We start from the raw sequence: 19,366 nt of genomic DNA, 5'->3' as shown, positions 1-19,366 counted from the left end.
ACAAAGAAATACTCACGAGGTCAATATGATACTCATTACTGGCGCCAGCAGTGGTTTAGGCGCGGCGCTAGCATCGCTCTACGCCAAAGAGAATGAACCACTGACACTCACAGGCCGCAATGCCGAGCGTCTACAAACCGTCGCCAATGCATTAACGCCCTTCTCCAACAAGCCTATCGCTGCGATCACCGCCGATCTCGCCAGTGAATCGAGCCTCGAAGCCCTGTTCGATGGCCTAACACATGTGCCTAAAACTGTGATCCACTGCGCGGGCAGTGGCTACTTTGGTGCGATTGAAACCCAAGGGGCCAGTGATATCCAAAGCCTGCTCGAGAACAATGTCACCTCGACGATTCTGTTGGTGCGGGAATTAGTGAAACGCTATAAAGATCAAGCGGTCACTGTGGTTGTGGTTATGTCCACCGCTGCACTTGCCGCCAAGGCGGGAGAGTCCACTTACTGCGCAGCAAAATGGGCGGTGCGGGGGTTTATCGAATCGGTGCGATTAGAGCTTAAACAAAGCCCAATGAAGTTGATTGCCGTATATCCCGGCGGCATGGACACAGGCTTTTGGCCCAGTAGCGGTAAAATGCTAGATACCACGCATTTTATGTCCGCCGATGAAGCGGCTGGCATGCTAAAACAAGCACTTATCGCCACAGAGCATGGTTATATCGCCGATATCACCATACAACGTCGTTAGCAATAAACAGAGAGCCTAATATGGCTCCCCTGTCATAGAATCCCAAAAGCTATTTAACGAGCTGTTCTTGATAGGTTTGGCTGTTCCAATCGTAGGCATAAAGCACTCCCTGCCACTCATATAGAGTGTGGCCACCCTGCTGCACTATTCTGGCATTACTCGGTAAACTCGACACACTGCGAGCCCGCTGAACCTTAGGTGCAAGTGCCTCCTTCGCATTCGCTATTTGGCCGTTTGCACTGTTAGGCATGCTCGCCACCATACGCCCTTCATTCGGAGCATACTGCATACTGGTCGTCACCCGCACAGGGGCTGAAACAGCAACGGGTTCCTCCTCATAGCCCAGGGGAATCGATAGGCCGATGCTAGAGTAAGGTGAATTCCAATAACCACGGGAACCCCAACCATAGCCAAGATTCCAACCCGAATACCAACTGCCCCACGGATTGTACGGGCGATAGTAAGGGCGATAAGCATGATGACTATGGGAATGGTGGTTATTGTATTGGTTAGCACTATGATGTTCCGAGTAGCCACGCTGACTGGCCAAGGTTGCCGTTGGAGCCCCCAACATCAACATCCCCAGAGCCACGGATAAAACCAAGCCCTTTAGCTGCCGCCTATGGGCAACATATGGCTCACTTGGGCCGCGCTTTTGTTGGGCAAACAGCTGGGAGATATGCATATAAACCTCGAAATAAAGGGTGTAAGCGAGATCAATCGTGACTTACTGGCACCCATTTTACGCTTCAAAAGCTTGAAGATCACTGAATTGGTTAACCCTAAAACAGAAAAATGCTATAGTGCGCGCCACACGGATTTTCACTGCAGAGGCTATTTCCACATGAGCTTTAAGGATTTACGCAGCTTTATTGATCACTTAGAAGCCAATGGCGAACTCAAACGCATTAGCTACCCAGTTGATCCTCATTTAGAAATGACAGAGATCGCCGATCGCGTATTACGTGCTAAGGGCCCTGCGCTATTATTTGAAAATCCCAAAAATCATCACATGCCTGTGTTGGTTAACCTGTTCGGTACACCAAAACGTGTGGCTATGGCGCTCGGTAAAGACGACCCCTTAGCCCTGCGCGAAGTGGGCGAACTGTTAGCCTTTTTAAAAGAACCCGAACCACCTCGGGGCTTTAAAGACGCGATCGCTAAGATCCCTATGTTCAAGCAAGCCTTGAATATGCCGCCAAAGACAGTGCGCAATCCGCCTTGCCAACAAATCATCAAGACTGGCGATGAGGTCGATTTGACCCAATTACCTATTCAGCATTGCTGGCCGGGCGATGTCGCACCACTGGTGACCTGGGGCTTAACCATCACCAAAGGCCCGCGCAAGAGTCGTCAGAATTTAGGTATTTATCGCCAACAGTTACTGGGGAAAAACAAGCTGATCATGCGCTGGTTATCCCACCGTGGCGGCGCGTTAGATTTTGCTGATTTTAAACAACAATTTCCCGGTGAGCGTTACCCTGTTGTGGTCGCACTCGGCGCCGATCCTGTGACCATTTTAGGTGCCGTCACCCCAGTCCCCGACTCCATGAGCGAATACGCTTTTGCCGGTTTACTGCGCGGTGAACGTACCGAAGTCTGCAAGGCATTGAGCTGCGACTTAGAAGTGCCCGCCACCAGTGAAATCATCCTCGAAGGCTATATCGATCCTGAGGAACTGGCGGAAGAAGGCCCCTACGGCGATCACACGGGTTACTACAACGAAACCGATAAGTTTCCAGTGTTTACCGTTACCCACATCACTCAGCGTAAAGATGCCATCTACCACAGCACTTACACTGGCCGTCCACCGGATGAGCCCGCCATGCTGGGTGTCGCATTAAACGAAGTGTTCGTGCCGATTTTGCGTAAGCAATATCCTGAGATCGTTGATTTTTATCTGCCACCTGAGGGTTGCTCATACCGCATGGCGGTGATCTCTATTCGCAAACAATATCCGGGGCACGCCAAACGGGTGATGATGGGCGCGTGGTCTTTCCTACGCCAATTTATGTATACCAAGTTTATTGTTATCGTCGATGAGGATGTGAACTGCCGCGATTGGCAGGATGTGATCTGGGCGATCACCACCCGCATGGACCCTAAACGCGATACCGTGATGATCGAAAATACCCCGATCGACTACCTCGATTTTGCCTCACCCGTCGCGGGCTTAGGCTCGAAAATGGGACTCGATGCCACCAATAAGTGGGAAGGTGAAACCAATCGCGAATGGGGCACGCCAATCGTGATGGACCCAAAGGTTAAACAAAAGATCGACTCAATTTGGGATGAGTTAGGCATAGACGACAGCCCAACCCTATAATTCAGCTTAAGCACATACTCAAGTACCCACTTAAGCCAAGAGAATAGGCCAATAATTGGCCGCTAAAGCGACACCTAGACACATAACGTTGATAAAAGGTGCAAAGGAAGTTTGATGAAAACCATACGCTGTAAGATAGAGAAAGTTAGCCCATTTAACGATGCCGTTTATCGAGTGTTGTTAAAGCCAGAAACCGCCTTCGATTTTCAAGCGGGACAATACTTATGTGTTGTTATGGGTGAAAAAGATAAACGCCCCTTCTCTATCGCGTCAGCGCCCAATGCCGAGTTTATTGAATTACACATTGGCGCCGCCGTCAGCGAAAGCTACCCAATGCAAGTGGTCGAGCGTTTAAAAACCAGCAGCCATATCGACATCGAAGCCCCAGGCGGCGAAGCCTACCTACGTAACGAGAGTATTCGCCCTCGCCTGTTAATCGCCGGCGGCACTGGTTTCTCTTACATTAAGAGTATCGTCGAGCAACAAATCGCCCTCGGCCAACAGGTTGAAACCACACTCTATTGGGGTTGTCGCACCCAAGATGCCATGTACTTTGAAGCCATCGCCCGGCAGTGGCACGACGCCCACCCTTGGCTACACTTCGTCCCCGTTATCGAAGAAGCCCCGGCTAATTGGCAGGGTAAAACTGCCAATCTATTAGCCCAAATCAAACAGGATTTTGTCAGCTTAAATGGCTACGACATCTATATCGCCGGCCGCTTCGATATGGTGGGTGCAGCACGGGAAATCTTTCGCGAGATTGGTGTTGAGGAAGCACATCTCTACGGAGATGCGTTCGCGTTTATCAAATAACGCGTTGATCGAATTTAAAGCTTTCCAAACTTCGTTTGGATCAAAGTCGTGGGTCTTCAACCCCTGATTTTTTAATAAAGAGTCGACCAAGGAGGACTGCTCGTCCTATCCTCCTTGGATTCTCCAAGACGCCCCTATCGAAGTTTTATGCATTAGTTAGTGGCTTCGTGCTTATTCGAAAATCGCTAACGCTTCCGATGGGGCGTCCCTTCCCCCCGAAAGCTACGCAGACGTCCTGTCTGCATCACGCTATTTTCTTCAACGCCCTTCAGCAACTTCGCAGGGGGAGGTGAACTACTGTAATCTCGGTGTCGGCTGTTTATCCCAAAAGAGCTTTGCCTGTCCTATCTTTTTGCTGCGGCAACTCCGAAGAGATTGGTGCCCCTGTAACCTTTGTCTTCTCTCTATCATGGAAACTTTAAGAATGAATAGCTGATGAAATCTTTATATCAATCTGTAAAATTAATCTGACACTTAATTATGAACAGCATCTCGAAGGTGATGAGTAGCATAGATAACATTTTCAAATTCAACTACTTCTTGTGTAACATATGTCATATGATGGGTTGTATCAATTGCCACCCAACTAGTCGGATTCCCGACAAAAACCTTTCCCTTAACCTTTCCATAGTTTGCACATTGCTCAATCATCATATCTCCCCAGCTAAAATCTACCCCGCAGAAATAGCCCGAACTAATTAGAGACTGACATAATCCATGCATCTGAGCGCCTTTATCGCCTTGCCTTCTTGAGTATCCACGAACAACAAAGTAACTATCTGATATTGTGTATCTAATTTTGCCGTTTGCATCTGGTGCTATCGTCTCATCACCCACATTTGGGTTGGCTATACCATAGTCTCCAAACACAAATTTCACATCAGGGTTAAATGATCGTACTGACTTCCACACTTTGAACTCTTTTCTTACTACAAGCCCTGTAGAATTTGTCTTGGGCACCATTCCATTAATATCAGAAGTAATTGAGCAGCCAGCAATAGAGATAAAGCTAAACTGATAATCCTTAAGAAGTGACAATGCAGTATCCACCTGCTCTTGAATATCAACTATCGAATCTTTTGAAACATCCCCAAAGTCGAGAATCACTGAACACTTACGAGTATCTAATCCCATTAAAGAAACGATATTTTCTATAGTTTCTAAAAACAGTTCCTCTTCGACCATATCTTCAAAGGCGTAAGAATCTAGACGAAGGATAAATCGATCCTTTGACTGAGCAAGGAGCTGTAATACTGTTGAATATTCTTCATCTTCCCACCGGTCATATCCTATTACAGGTAAAACCTCACATCCTTTAGTGGAAAGACAACTAATGAATACAGACAATACATGTTCCCCATTTTCAATTGCAGAGTCTGGCGACCATGAGTGAATATCCACCCCGATAGTTGGCACTGAAATAGAAGAGCTAAGTCCTAAAGCACATTTATTGATAAATAGCTCCCGTGGATTACTAACCCCCAAGTACGTAGTTTCTAACATTTTGTTTGTTAATGTTGGCAGCTCAAATACTGGCAGCGTATTCAACTGAACTGCGTGAGGTAAATTCTTGTATGCATCGAATTCACCTTTCTTCGCTTTCAAAATAGGAACGTACTTAGGAGTCATAACTCACCTCACTTACCAGTATTTAGAAGGGAAGTGCTTTCTAACCTCCCCATAACCAACCAAGTCAGAAAACTGATTATATTTGCCAGATTCTCGTCTCAACCTTCCTGCTATGATGGCCGGATGGATATTCAACTCTTTAGATAGGGCATCGATATTTGCACTACTCGGATTTAAATAAGCTTTACTCCGCTTCCAAACAACTCTAGGGATAAAAGTATCTCGGGCATATCGATTAGCTTCCGCTTCTAGCTTATCTTTACTCTCTGTATGATTTTCTAAATCATCCACAAACGTTTTATCGAGGTCGACATGCTTCCAGATATGCACTACCTCATGCAGCAAGGTAAACCAAAAATTGTCTAATCTATCTTGCCGTAAAGAAAGTGCAACAATAGGTCTCCCATCAGCATCTTTTAATGCAGCGCCATCAACAGAAGTACCTTTTAGCGCGGGCTCAATAACAACACAAATACCATGCTTCTCTAAGAATTCTACAGCGAGCAAAGGGCCATATTCAGACCAACTTAAATGCGCTAAATCCTTTAAAAACTCTTTTCCCAAAATACTTGCATCAAATGGATATTCTAAATTCCGACTTCTAGCTTTCTGTATAACCCTTGCAACCCAAGCATAAAGCTTGTACTGGCTAAGTGGCGAATAAGCATCACCAGATAGAGTTCTTTTAAAAGAAGCTGTCGCGGTCGCTTCTCCTAAACTACTAATAAAGTCTTTTACTTGTTCTTCAACGTTCTTTTTTACCTTAGCTCCTGCATCCTCAATCCAACCTCTTGATAGCATCTCTTTGATCGGAAATTTTGACCAATTAAACTCCATTTTAGATGAATTTTCAGTGAGCGCTCTATCATCACTATCTAGCCCCAACAATGTTTGTGAAGCAATGCCTAAGCCTACAGACAAAGCTTTAATCATTGGTACCGTCAAAGCTCGTTTGCCTGAAAGCACTTCAGAAACTCGGCTTTTAGTTCCAAAATATGGAGCTAAATCAACTTGCTTTAAGCCTTTCTCTGCCATTCTAAATTTAATAGCATCAATGGGATTAACTGGCTCTATCGCATAGTTAGAAGACTCATAGCTTTCAATAAGAACTGTCAACAATTCCAATCTTTCGGCATCATCGGAACCTGGTGTTAATTTTTGTACAATTAAAGACTCAACTTCGGACATATACTCTTGATATTGGTCCTGAGTCCTAATTACTCTTGGTTGAAACTTACTCATTTGCTTATCACTTCATGAATCACAGCTATACCTCCGTTAAAACAGAAAGTGACTTTGATGCTTATATGGTCATGATTAAAAACAGGAAATATATAAGAAAAATTGTCCACGAGCTCAACTCTTGGAAACGCATCTATCAATTCCATATCACCTTTCCAACTCGCATGGATAATCTCTGCCACCCAAGCTGAAATCCAAGTATCAATTTCATCATTGACACCTTTAATGGCGTTGAGCTTCTTTATACCTATCAAACGCATCAAGGTTCTCCATTTGGGAACACTATTGCACCAATCAAATTAAAAATCAACAATGTTCCACATTATGGAACACATATGATGATTATAACCATAGACAGAATGAGGGCTATATGACCAAATATCAACAAAGAATTAGCGGTAATTAACTGTGTCATCTACATATTTCATAAAAGGCTCGATACCCACAACCCTTATTGCTTTGAATGACTAACCGACCAAACTAAAATCACAGAGATTCACCTTCCCCTGCGAAGTTGTCGAAATACGCAGATAGCTCTTAGTTGTTTGAGTGGGGCCATGGCGACATCATGGATGATGGCGCAGGCTCGGGGGCACATGGATGCGCCATCTGAGCCGTTAGGTAATTTTTATTGGAGTATGAGACAGGTAACTAATGCATGTAACTTCGCTAGGGTGAGTGCTGCGTAGCAGCGTTTCGAACGAGAGCCAGGGATGGCGAACTGGCAGTTAGACATGGACGTTGTTCGGCAAGGGAGCATCCAAGGGCGAAGGCCTTCGGCCGCTTTGAGCGCGAGATATGGATATCGAGCTGGCTATTTAACATGGACGTTTTTGATAGAACGAGCAGTCCTCCTTGGTCGACTCGTTATCAAAAATCAGGGGGTGAAGCCCCACGACTTTGATTTTTCTTTAAAAAAGTTTAAGCCTTGGATTGCTCAGCCATGAGATACCAAAACTCATAAGTCAAAAACTCAAACGAAGTTTGAAAATCCATAGCCCTGCGGCGCCTGAGCAGCCGCTACACTTGTGGCCTATGCAAATCGAAACGTAACGCTTCGGAGATCCCATAATAAACCGATTGGCCACCAGCATAAAACGCACAGCACTACCAAAACACCCATTCTTAAATTGAGCGACAGATATACTCAAGGATTAACGAGATTAAACACTTGCATGGAAGTGACCGTTGGCGGCATGGATGCTCATTCACATACATTTGCAACAGATGCCGCCGTCGACCCTCATGAATGATCACCCAAAAAACTAGTCGGACATCCATGTCTGGTCTTTTCCCCTATTCCGCAACCGTCGTTAAGATCTAGGGCAGCGATGAATCGAACTCTCTTCGCATTGATAAGTCTGTCGTTGATTAAGAATGTTGCCGGGGAGGCTCATAGACTGGCTAATGTCCCGTTCAAAGCTCCACAGTCCATATCCACAGTAATAAACCGCTCCTTGTGTTTTTTCAGCGCCACCACTAGCGATAAAATTAGTATAAGAGCGAGGTGAGCGGCATCCTACATAACCCAAGCTTTCATTGAGGCTATCGCTTTTGGCACTCTCCTTTTGTATAGGTCCATCACACTTCCAGCCACCTGACTTAAACTCGACACAATAAGCGATGGCTTCTAGGTAATCAGCCATAGGTTTAGTGTTTGACGATTCTTTGTTAACGCTTGCCGTGTCGCTTGTAGATTGTGCTTTAATCTCATTAGAATTAGATGATATTTTTGCTGGGAGTGTAGTCACTGCTGCAGACTTAGTTGGATTTGGCGGCGACTGTGTACGCACTTGTTGCTGAGCTTGCAACACATCAGCTTGCTGCTGCGCCTGCCGCTGCTTATCTAGTTGTTGCTGGGTACTTGCCAACATCGTTTGCTGTTGTTTTAACAGTTTTAAAGCGAAATCTTCCTGAGGCTGACTTGGGAAGTTTGCAGCTTGCCTCTGTTGCCATGCTTGTTCTTCGAGTTCATGTTTGGATATGGTTTCATTTATGCTGGTCAGTGCATTATCCACGCCTTTAGGACAATTTTTTATTCTATTGCTGGCCGTATTGGCTTTTTCCTCAATCAAGTTGTTTATATCTTTAAGTTGTTTAGGGTTAATAGTGTTAGGTTGCTGCTGAGCCAACTCGACCACCATAAGCAACTCATCCCTTGCTTTCCCCATCTGCTTCGCACGCTTGACCAATCTCTCGAGCTCTTTTTCAAGGTCGTTCATGGCTTCGTCAATTTCGTCACGGCCCACTCTAGCAGATTGCTGCATTTTAATAATGTCACGGCTTACACTTCGGCAATCTTGGTATTGTTCAACCATATAGGCATCAATTAGTTTGAAGTTTGAGATAGCCTCGCGAGCCCGTTTGTTATTTGAAAAACCTATATCATCTGGGTTCGGCTGTGGCTTGGGCGCATTGGTCAGATTTTTGCCCCAGCTCCACCGGCAGGCAGAACTAACGCCCTGAACAATGCATTGTCCATCACCGTCGGGTTCACCAATATAGCTCAGGGGACCTATGTATTGTTCGCCATTGGCATAGCTTAGCGTACCTGATTCAGGGGAATTATGCTCCAATTTGCCTTCGAAGCGGCGGCCATCAGGATATTCATACACTCCTTCAGTGGCATTGCCGTGTTCAAAGGTGGCAGTTAGTTTACCATCATTAATGTCTCCCTCCTCAAAGAACGCAACGCCAGGGCCATGCAGCAACCCTTGGTCATCGGCGGCTCCTATTACTTTTTTTGGATAGCGATGAGTTAAGTTAGCATTAGCTATGCTGACTGGTGGGTGGGTTAGATGACGACGACTAATCTCTAACTTTCCATTTTCAGTATTTAACCAGTTATTTTCGATTAAGTTCAAATATGGACTTAACTCAAGATAATATGTTTTACCCACCTCATTCGGATGAATGTTTATTCGGCTCCAGCGGTTATCATGATAATCCCCACTCACACTTTTTAAGTGCACAGTGAACTCCCCCGGCCAGAGGTGAAGAATATTGTAGGTATCGTCAGCCAACAGGCCCAATTTCTCATCCTCGACTTCTAAGTTCCAAGCTTCGGAACCAAAGAGTATGGGTTTTTCTTTGAAGATATAAATCCGTACCTGACCATTAGGAATATCGGGCTGGTCAGCCAATACTAGCGGCGCTTTCGCCGCCGGGGCACCTGTACTCTGGCAACCACTTAGGCCAAACATCAAGGTAATTAATAGTATTGTACAGATACCATTATATGCAGTGATCACTGCAGTGTTGAGTGGGTATCTGTGTTTGACATTGGGAAATTGACTCATATATAGCCCTCATAACCCTCAATTATGGGAAGTTGATAATAATAGAACACCATGCATTGTGAGACAAATCACAGAAGGACTACAAGTTTTCGGACTAAATTGCTGTTCCTAAATGCATCAGTGTCATCAGAATAAATGCTTTAAGAGAATTGCTTGGTGCATTATTGATAGACATATTCTTCCCTAAATGACGTGTTCAATAATGGGTTTCGTGATTGCCCCACAAACTTCTTTTTACTCCCAAAAAGCAAAAGCCCCGCAAATCATTGCAGGGCTTTGATAATGTTAGACAATAGCTGTCTTTACACTTTACCGACTACGCGCATCTAAAATAACGCTAGAACGGGATATCGTCATCCCAGCCATCATCCAAATCTGGGGTGAAGTTTTGCTGTGGCTGGGGTGCTGGACGCTGGGCCGGTGCTGCTGGCGCTTGATAAGCTGGTGCAGCCTGTGGCTTAGGTGCATAACCACCTTGCTGTGGCTGAGCGTGAGACTGCGCCTGTTGCTGACCATAGGTTTGCTGGGCAGATGCTGGCGCTGCATATTGTTGTTGAGCTGGCGCTTGGTAAGCCGGTGCAGCTTGAGGCGCTGGCGCATATTGACTTTGAGCAGGAGCCGCCTGTTGTGGTGCAGATTGGTAACCAGTATTTTGTGGCATGCCGCCGCCCATTGGCGCGCCTTGTGCTTGGCCACCTTGGCCACGGCTACCGAGCATTTGCATGCTACCGCTTTGGTCGATAACCACTTCAGTGCTGTAACGGTCTTGACCGCTTTGATCTTTCCACTTACGGGTTTGCAATTTACCTTCGAGGTAAACCTGTGAACCTTTACGTAAATATTCGCCGGTAATCTCAGCTAATTTACCGAACAGAACCACACGGTGCCATTCAGTACGTTCCTGCTGTTGACCCTGTTGGTCCTTCCACGATTCGCTGGTCGCCACTGTGATGTTTGCGACTGCGTTACCGTTTGGCATATAACGTACTTCTGGATCTTGTCCCAAATTGCCAACCAAAATTACCTTGTTAACACCACGACTGGCCATTGAAATCTCCTGCGATTCTTTAAATAATCTATTAATTCAGTATGTTGTTTATAGATGCTGCCATAGAGGAAAATCTTCATCCCCAAATACTACAGGGCAACACCACATATTATTGAGCAGAGCCTAACACAGCTCGAGCTTCTCTTAAATCGAAATGCTCATCAACCTTTAAGTAGGCCACTTTTTCATCGAGCACGACTATGGCTTCAACGACGCCCATCAGTTGGGATAGCTGGGTCGCCATATCCCGCGCTTGTGCCTTGTCTTTCACTTCGGCTTCTAAGGTGTAACTCTTTAACAGCACAGGATTTTGCATGCCTAATGTCAGGAATAACCAGATAGACATTAAGATCACGGCAACGATAAATACCCCGACCGCCCCCACCAGCTGGAATGCACCGCCACCGAGCATACCACCACAAAAAGCCCCTAAAAACTGACTGGTAGAATACACGCCCATGGCCGAGCCTTTTTCGCCGACGGGGCAAAACTTGGCAATCAAACTGGGTAGTGAGGCTTCTAAATAGTTAAACCCAGTGAAGAACAACACCACGGCAAAACTCAATACCCAGAGATTGCTAGAAAATGCGGCCATCGCCAACAAGGCCACTATTATAATCACCAAGGCAATTTGGAACATCGCCTTAGTATTTTTACGCTTAACCCCGATGATAATTAACGGCACCATCAGGAAAAATGCGCCCACAAAGGCGGGGAAATACAACATCCAGTGTTTTTCTTTGACTAAACCCGCATCGACAAGATCGAACGGCAGTGCCACAAATACCGCGGTAAGGACTAAATGCAGAATAAAGATCCCCGCATCTAATCTAAAAAGCTGAGGGTCGGTTAACATACGCTTGAGCTTAGCGGGCGTGGCTAAGGTATCCCCCTTAGGCGCCTGTGAAATGGGATTCGGCACTAAAAACTGCACTATCACCATACCCAATAGCGCAAGACCCGCCGTTAAAAAAAACAGCCCCGCTAGCCCTAAATGCTGCGCCACTATGGGCCCGACTAACAAGGACAGGGCGAAGGAGCCGCCAATACACATGCCGATAATCGCCATGACCTTAGTGCGCTGTTCATCGCGGGTCAAATCCGCGGCCAGCGCCAACACGGCAGCGGCAATAGCCCCCATGCCTTGTACCGCTCGGCCAAACACGACGCCATAAATTGTCTCGGCATAGGCGGCAATCAAGCTACCGATGGCAAACAACACTAAGCCAGCGAGGATAATCGGCTTACGGCCATATTTATCGGATAACATCCCCATGGGGATCTGCAATAGGGCTTGAGTCAGGCCGTAGGCGCCAATCGCAATCCCGACCCACAGAGGCGAGAAGCCTTCGAGGTGCTGACCATAAAGTGCAAAGACGGGCATGATCATAAACAAGCCCATCATGCGTAAACCAAATACACTGGCTAAAGAAAACGCGACTTTTTTCTCAGTACTCGAAAGTCCGTTGTTACCCATGATTTTGCCCTGGATTGAAGTCTTTTAAGGGGCGCATGTTACCACACCCAAAAGGATTTGCTCAAAAGGAAATAGCGGCCTAAGCCACTGCCTGCACAGTTAACTTTTGTGCCGATTATAACGGACCTATATTGACCGTGCTCGGGTTAACCTCTTTATTTTTCAGGCCGGTATAAGGCTCAGGCACGGGAAGGGAGTCTACTAGAGTGTTCAGATTTGTCCTGTGAGTCAGTACGCAACAAGGGTATTAATCTTAGTTAATCCATTCAGCCCGCAACATCCCGCCAAGCAGGCAGACTTAAAGCCAGTGCCAGCCCTAGGATGGGTACCGATCACAGAATCCACTAAACTCAACGGCGGAACTGTGCGATACTTATGCTCATTTTTTTTAAGCATATGGCATTAGAGCGATAGATGGATAAGATTGAAATACGCGGCGCACGCACCCACAATCTCAAGAATATCAACCTGACTATCCCTAGGGATAAACTGATTGTCATCACGGGCTTATCGGGATCTGGCAAATCCTCCCTCGCTTTCGATACTTTATATGCCGAGGGCCAGCGACGTTACGTCGAGTCCCTGTCAGCCTATGCTCGCCAGTTTTTAAGTTTGATGGAAAAGCCCGATGTAGACCATATCGAAGGCTTAAGCCCCGCTATCTCCATCGAACAAAAATCCACCTCCCATAACCCACGTTCGACCGTGGGCACTATTACCGAAATCTACGACTACCTGCGCTTGCTGTTTGCCCGCGTGGGTGAGCCGCGTTGCCCTACCCACGGCCAACCGCTGGCGGCACAGACCGTCAGCCAGATGGTGGACAAAGTACTCGAGATGCCCCAAGACAGCCGTTTGATGCTATTGGCTCCGGTCGTCAATGGTCGCAAGGGTGAGCACGTTAAATTGCTCGAAGGTTTAGCCGCACAGGGCTATATCCGCGCCCGTATCGACGGTGAAGTGTGCGATTTAACCGATCCACCGACCTTAGATCTACACGTAAAACACACGATAGAAGTCGTGGTCGATCGCTTTAAAGTACGCGACGATATTGCACAGCGCCTCGCCGAATCCTTTGAAACCGCACTAGAGCTTTCCGGCGGGATCGCGGTCGTCGCCAGTATGGACGACGCAGAAAATGGCGCTAAGCCAGAGGAGCTTATCTTCTCCGCCAACTTTGCCTGCCCCCACTGCGGTTATTCTATGGCGGAACTCGAGCCACGGATTTTCTCCTTTAATAATCCCGCGGGCGCCTGCCCAACCTGTGACGGCTTAGGGGTACAACAATTTTTCGACCCGGAACGTGTCATCACCAACACGGAACTGTCACTGGCGGGCGGTGCGATTCGCGGCTGGGATAGACGTAACTTCTATTACTTTCAGATGTTAAGCTCCCTCGCCGAGCACTATAAGTTCGACGTCGAAGTCCCCTACGAACAACTGAGCGATAAGGTGCGCAAAATCGTACTCTACGGCTCGGGGAAAGACAGCATTGCCTTTAAATATATGAATGACCGCGGCGATGTGGTGGTGCGTAATCACCCCTTCGAAGGCATTCTCAACAATATGGACCGGCGCTACCGCGAGACCGAAAGCAACTCGGTTCGGGATGAATTAGCCAAGTTTATCAATACCCAAGCCTGTCAAAGCTGTGGCGGTTCGCGTCTGCGAGAAGAAGCGCGCCATGTGTTTATTGGTGACCTTAACCTACCTAAGTTAACCACTTGGTCGATTGGTGAGGCCCTAGACTATTTCGATAAGCTCGAATTTAGCGGCCAAAAGGCGCAAATTGCCGAGAAAATCCTTAAGGAAGTCCGCGACCGTTTAGGGTTCCTGGTCAATGTCGGGCTCAATTATTTAAGCCTGTCACGCTCCGCCGAAACCCTTTCGGGCGGTGAAGCCCAGCGTATTCGCCTCGCCAGCCAAATTGGCGCGGGATTAGTCGGCGTGATGTATGTCCTCGATGAACCTTCCATCGGTCTGCACCAAAGGGATAACGAGCGTCTGCTGCAAACCCTGATCCACCTGCGGGATTTAGGTAACACTGTGATTGTGGTGGAGCACGATGAGGATGCGATCCGCATGGCAGACCATGTGATCGATATCGGCCCCGGCGCCGGTGTGCATGGTGGTGAGGTGATTTGTGACGGCCCGATTGGAAAAATTATCGCCTGCGAAGCGTCAGTCACAGGACAATATATTTCCGGTAAGCTCAATATTCACATTGATAGTCCCCGTACCCCCTTCGATGCTAGCCAAGTGATCGAACTCTTTGGCGCCCGTGGCAATAACCTGCGCAATGTGGATTTAACCATTCCCATTGGCCTATTCACCTGCGTAACAGGTGTGTCAGGCTCGGGTAAATCGACGCTAATCAACGACACCTTCTTTAAAATTGCCCACAGGGAATTAAACGGCGCGACTGTAGATGAACCCTCCCCTTATGACCGCATTGTCGGTATGGATCAGTGCGATAAAGTCGTCGATATCGACCAAAGCCCGATTGGCCGAACGCCGCGTTCGAACCCTGCTACTTATACGGGCATCTTCACCCCGATCCGTGAGATTTTTGCCGGAACCCAAGAGTCGCGTACCCGCGGTTATCAGGTCGGCCGTTTTTCCTTTAACGTCAAAGGTGGCCGCTGTGAGGCCTGCCAAGGCGATGGCTTAATCAAGGTTGAAATGCACTTCCTCCCCGATGTGTATGTGCCCTGCGATGCCTGTAAGGGCAAACGCTATAACCGCGAAACCTTAGAAGTCCGCTATAAAGGTAAAAACATCCACGAAGTGCTGCAGATGACGATTGAAGATGCACGGGAATTTTTCGATGCCGTGCCTGCCATTGCCCGTAAACTGCAAACCCTGATGGATGTCGGCTTATCCTATGTACGCTTAGGCCAAAGCGCGACCACACTGTCGGGCGGTGAGGCCCAAAGGGTCAAACTCGCCAAGGAGCTTTCCAAACGAGATACAGGTAAAACCTTATATATTCTGGATGAACCGACAACGGGCTTACACTTTGCCGATATTCAACTGCTGCTCGACGTATTACATCGCCTTAAATCCCACGGCAATACTATAGTGGTGATTGAGCATAATCTGGATGTGATCAAAACTGCAGACTGGATTATCGACCTCGGCCCAGAGGGTGGCGGTGGCGGCGGGATGATTTTAGCCACAGGCACACCCGAAGAGGTTGCCCAACATCCAAGCTCCCACACGGCGCGTTTCCTAAAGCCGCTACTGGAGCGAGATGCCCAGCTTGCAAGCACAGCCAAGCAGTAAACATGCGATGCATCTCAAATAGCTGTCTCGAATTGTAGATCACTTTATAGGGCAAGCAGGGTATCGATAAGCAGGCCCTCTGCGCCATGGTGAGCATCGCATAGCGATATGCTGCGAACGAGAGCCATGGAGGGCGAACTGGCTTTTGTGTATGGATGCATTTGGCACGGTGGAGCCCTCAGGGACGAGTTAATGGCGTGCCTGCATGCGATATCCTGCGGTGTCGCATTATTAGGAACTATTATAGTAAGTACAGGGATCCCTCAGGGCGTTAATTCAACATCGATAAGGATAAGGATGGATAAACTGGCACTAGCCTTCACATTCCCTTGTCTGCGCGCACCCACCTTGCGTGTTGAGCCTAGCCTACTCTGGGCGATAGGCTTGTTGACTGTTTTCTTTGCCAGCCTAAATGGCTGCGCCACCCGCCCCCCTGAATCCTGTTCACGCCATGATATTCGCCTACACTGGGCCAATCCTGTGGCATTGGAACAAACCGTGAGGGTACTAAGCTCCGATGAGTTTGAAGGCCGCAGGACCCAAAGCCAAGGTGCAGCCAAAAGCCGCGACTATCTCGATCAACAATTTAAAGACCTAGGCCTCATCCCTTGGGGGGAACGCTTTGAAATCCCCTTCGAATACCACACGCTATTCACTCGGGAAACCGGGGCGAATATGGTGGCCATCGCCCCCGCCCAGAGCCCCACTAATGTATGGCGAATTATCGTGGCCCACTATGATCATTTAGGGATAAGTGGCGGCAAGATTTACCACGGCGCCGATGATAATGCCTCTGGGGTCGCCGCTATGCTCGCCATCGCCCAGTATTGGCAGGCACAGTTAACGCAACAAGCAAAGGATGCAACTATCACCCTGCCCAATATCAATCTGATGTTTGTAGCAACGGACGCAGAGGAACCGGGGCTCTATGGCAGCATCGCCCTAGTGGAACAGTTGAAAACACGCATGCCCGAGGCCAATATTCAATTGATGCTCAATTTGGATATGGTAAGCCACCCCGGACGCCCCTATGGTATTTACCTCGAGGGCAGCCGTAACTTCAATCAATTTCAAGCGTTTAAACCGCAACTCAATGCACACAATCAACTGTGTATAAAGCTCAGTCACCCAAGGCCTGTGGGCCGTAGTATCCAAAATACCGATTGGTTAAGAGCCTCGGATCATTACCCCTTCCACAAGGCAAACATCCCTTGGTTGTATTTTGGTGTCCCCACCCATCCGCAATACCACACACCCCAAGATACCGCCGACACAGTGGACTTTATGTTTCTCGCGGCGGTGACTGAATCGGCCTTTGAATTAATGCGATTAAATGGCAACTTTTTGAAAAATTAGCCGAAGTGGCGCGTTTCTTGCTCAGTTTTTGCGAAAAATATACCTAAAACTATGGATTTATCCATATCCAGATTGGTAAAGCGGCTTATATGCTGCTATAATCCGTCGTTCGCGGGAAATCGACACGGGGTTGATTTTCTGTCTGTGAAACTTAAGCGCCAATCCGCGCGCATCCACAAGGCTACAACTCAATGTCATCCGATGAAAGAACTTTCCGTGAACTCGGCCTATCCGAGAATTTGTTGCGTGCTCTTGACGAGCTAGGTTATGAAAAACCGACGCCGATCCAATCAGCCAGTATCGATCCACTTATGGCTGGCAAAGATATTTTAGGCCAAGCGCAAACAGGTACAGGTAAAACTGGCGCCTTCGCGCTGCCGCTACTAAACAAAGTCACCAGCCAAACCACACCGCAAATTTTAGTATTAGCGCCAACGCGTGAATTAGCGGTCCAGGTTGCTGAAGCATTCAGTAGCTATGCCAAATTTATGAAGAATTTCCACGTACTGCCAATTTATGGCGGTCAAAGCATGCAACAACAGTTGAATGCCCTGAAACGTGGCCCACAGGTTATCGTGGGTACGCCAGGTCGTGTAATGGACCATATGCGTCGCGGCACCTTGAAACTCGACTCATTAAAAGCACTCGTGCTCGATGAAGCCGATGAAATGCTGAAAATGGGCTTCATCGACGATATCGAATGGATCCTTGAGCACACGCCAAGCGAGCGCCAACTGGCGTTATTCTCCGCCACTATGCCGGAGCAAATTAAACGTGTTGCTAACCAGCATTTACGTAGCCCTGTGCATGTGCGTATCGAGTCTAGCCAAACGACGGTCGAGTCAATCGAGCAGCGTTTCGTACAAGTATCACAACACAATAAATTAGAAGCCCTAGTTCGCGTGTTAGAAGTTGAAAATACTGAAGGTATTATCATTTTCGTGCGTACACGTAACTCATGTGTTGAATTAGCCGAGAAGCTCGAAGCCCGCGGCTATGCATCATCACCACTGCACGGTGATATGAACCAGCAAGCCCGTGAGCGTGCCGTTGACCAACTCAAACGTGGCAAGTTAGATATTCTGATCGCCACCGACGTTGCCGCCCGTGGTCTTGATGTTGAGCGTATCGGTCACGTTGTGAACTACGACATTCCGTATGATGCCGAAGCCTATGTTCACCGTATTGGCCGTACTGGCCGCGCCGGTCGTACTGGTATGGCAATTCTGTTTGTGACTAGCCGTGAAATGCGCATGCTGCGCACGATCGAGCGCTCAACCAACAGCCGCATTTCACCAATGAAGATCCCAAGCCCAGAGACTGTTGCAGAACGTCGTCTGTCACGCTTAGGTGAGCAATTGGCTGAAACCATGAACACTGATCTGGACTTTATGAAAGATGCTGTGGCGCAATTATGCCAACAGTTAGAAGTCGATACCGATCTTCTGGCCGCAGCCTTACTGCAGCAAGTTCAGCAAGAGCGTCCACTGCAATTGCCTGCGATCCAAGAACGTGCCCGTGATGAACGCAGTGAGCGTGGCGCCTCTGAGCGTAGCGAACGCGGAAGTGATCGTGGCGAACGTGGTGAGCGTCGTAGCCGCGAACCGCGCCCAATGCCAGCCAGTTTAGGTTCTGCCGAAGCATTGAAAGATAATCCAGACTTAAAAATGTGCCGTTATGTTATCGACGTAGGCCGTGAGAATGGTGTGGGTGTGGGTAATATCGTTGGCGCTATCGCGAACGAAGCCAACATCGACAGCCGTTATATCGGTGCGATCCAACTTTACGATGCAGTAACCACTGTGGATCTGCCAGATGGCATGCCAAAAGACGTGTTACAGCACCTAAAGAAAGTCCGTGTTTGTGGTAAGCCATTGAACATCCGCGAAGCTGGCGATCAAGTATTTGTCGACTCAGGCCGTGGTGCACGTTCAGAGCGTCCATCGGGTGACCGTAAACCACGTGGCGACCGCCCTGCTGGTGATCGTAAGCCTCGCGCTGCCTCTGGTGACAAGCCATTTGCCGATCGCAAACCTCGCGCAGACAAACCTGCCGGTGAGCGTAAGCCACGTAAACCACGTGAAGAGTAATCTGATCTTATCTAGCTTAGGCTAGAGACTAAAAAAGGAGCCTAGGCCTGTCTCTTGATCACATTTCGTACTCAAGAGACTGTGCCAATTCATAGCCT

At 47.9% G+C, this 19,366-nt stretch carries 13 protein-coding genes and 1 pseudogene; 6 read left to right on the top strand and 8 right to left on the bottom strand.

Features of this window, described 5'->3' with window-relative positions:
• Positions 1 to 25 precede the first annotated feature (25 nt).
• On the top strand, positions 26 to 703 hold the full coding sequence (locus COW15_RS08610) for an SDR family NAD(P)-dependent oxidoreductase (RefSeq protein WP_293631776.1): 678 nt from the start codon (positions 26 to 28) through the stop codon (positions 701 to 703).
• Positions 704 to 752: 49 nt separating this feature from the next.
• On the opposite strand, the gene COW15_RS08605 is transcribed toward COW15_RS08610, so the two are convergent.
• Positions 753 to 1,388, bottom strand: coding sequence for a hypothetical protein (locus COW15_RS08605; RefSeq protein ID WP_293631775.1), 636 nt, complete (start codon positions 1,386 to 1,388; stop codon positions 753 to 755).
• A 159-nt stretch (positions 1,389 to 1,547) separates the two neighbouring features.
• On the opposite strand from COW15_RS08605, the gene ubiD reads away from it, so the two are divergent.
• Positions 1,548 to 3,029, top strand: a complete 1,482-nt coding sequence (gene ubiD, locus COW15_RS08600) for a 4-hydroxy-3-polyprenylbenzoate decarboxylase (RefSeq protein ID WP_293631810.1) — start codon at positions 1,548 to 1,550, stop codon at positions 3,027 to 3,029.
• Between the two features lie 114 nt (positions 3,030 to 3,143).
• Positions 3,144 to 3,842 carry an NAD(P)H-flavin reductase gene (gene fre, locus COW15_RS08595; protein WP_293631774.1) on the top strand — a complete coding sequence of 233 codons (699 nt, stop codon included), beginning with the start codon at positions 3,144 to 3,146 and terminating at the stop codon, positions 3,840 to 3,842.
• A gap of 474 nt (positions 3,843 to 4,316) precedes the next feature.
• Here the strand turns inward: fre and COW15_RS08590 are convergent, their stop codons facing one another.
• From COW15_RS08590 to COW15_RS08560, 7 genes and pseudogenes are all read right to left on the bottom strand, one after another.
• Positions 4,317 to 5,471, bottom strand: a complete 1,155-nt coding sequence (locus COW15_RS08590) for a beta family protein (protein ID WP_293631773.1) — start codon at positions 5,469 to 5,471, stop codon at positions 4,317 to 4,319.
• Between the two features lie 12 nt (positions 5,472 to 5,483).
• Complete coding sequence (locus COW15_RS08585; RefSeq protein WP_115406427.1) at positions 5,484 to 6,713, bottom strand: ImmA/IrrE family metallo-endopeptidase; 1,230 nt, start codon at positions 6,711 to 6,713, stop codon at positions 5,484 to 5,486.
• The gene (locus tag COW15_RS08580; protein ID WP_293631772.1) at positions 6,710 to 6,973 is read right to left on the bottom strand and encodes a hypothetical protein; all 264 of its coding nucleotides are present in this window, start codon (positions 6,971 to 6,973) and stop codon (positions 6,710 to 6,712) included. Before COW15_RS08580 ends, COW15_RS08585 begins: the two co-directional genes overlap by 4 nt.
• Before the next feature lie 760 nt (positions 6,974 to 7,733).
• Positions 7,734 to 7,805 (bottom strand): annotated as a pseudogene (locus COW15_RS08575) (flavin reductase family protein); the annotation flags it as partial.
• A 221-nt stretch (positions 7,806 to 8,026) separates the two neighbouring features.
• Positions 8,027 to 10,012 (bottom strand): hypothetical protein, encoded by a 1,986-nt coding sequence (locus tag COW15_RS08570; RefSeq protein WP_293631771.1) that lies wholly within the window; start codon positions 10,010 to 10,012, stop codon positions 8,027 to 8,029.
• A gap of 337 nt (positions 10,013 to 10,349) precedes the next feature.
• Complete coding sequence (gene ssb / locus COW15_RS08565; RefSeq protein ID WP_293631770.1) at positions 10,350 to 11,060, bottom strand: single-stranded DNA-binding protein; 711 nt, start codon at positions 11,058 to 11,060, stop codon at positions 10,350 to 10,352.
• 109 nt (positions 11,061 to 11,169) lie between these two features.
• Positions 11,170 to 12,537 carry an MFS transporter gene (locus tag COW15_RS08560; RefSeq protein WP_293631769.1) on the bottom strand — a complete coding sequence of 456 codons (1,368 nt, stop codon included), beginning with the start codon at positions 12,535 to 12,537 and terminating at the stop codon, positions 11,170 to 11,172.
• Positions 12,538 to 12,951: 414 nt separating this feature from the next.
• Between COW15_RS08560 and uvrA the strand changes: the two genes are divergently transcribed.
• The 3 genes from uvrA (at position 12,952) to COW15_RS08545 (ending at position 19,268) form a co-directional block, all read left to right on the top strand.
• Positions 12,952 to 15,822, top strand: coding sequence for an excinuclease ABC subunit UvrA (uvrA, locus tag COW15_RS08555; RefSeq protein WP_293631768.1), 2,871 nt, complete (start codon positions 12,952 to 12,954; stop codon positions 15,820 to 15,822).
• Between the two features lie 297 nt (positions 15,823 to 16,119).
• Entirely contained in the window at positions 16,120 to 17,178 is a 1,059-nt protein-coding gene (locus COW15_RS08550; RefSeq protein ID WP_293631767.1) for a M28 family peptidase, read from the top strand.
• A gap of 191 nt (positions 17,179 to 17,369) precedes the next feature.
• Positions 17,370 to 19,268, top strand: coding sequence for a DEAD/DEAH box helicase (locus COW15_RS08545; RefSeq protein WP_293631766.1), 1,899 nt, complete (start codon positions 17,370 to 17,372; stop codon positions 19,266 to 19,268).
• The last annotated feature ends 98 nt before the right edge of the window (positions 19,269 to 19,366 follow it).

This window comes from Shewanella sp. CG12_big_fil_rev_8_21_14_0_65_47_15 (assembly GCF_002783505.1).
Classification (GTDB): domain Bacteria; phylum Pseudomonadota; class Gammaproteobacteria; order Enterobacterales; family Shewanellaceae; genus Shewanella.
This window is presented reverse-complemented; position numbering and strand designations above follow the sequence as displayed.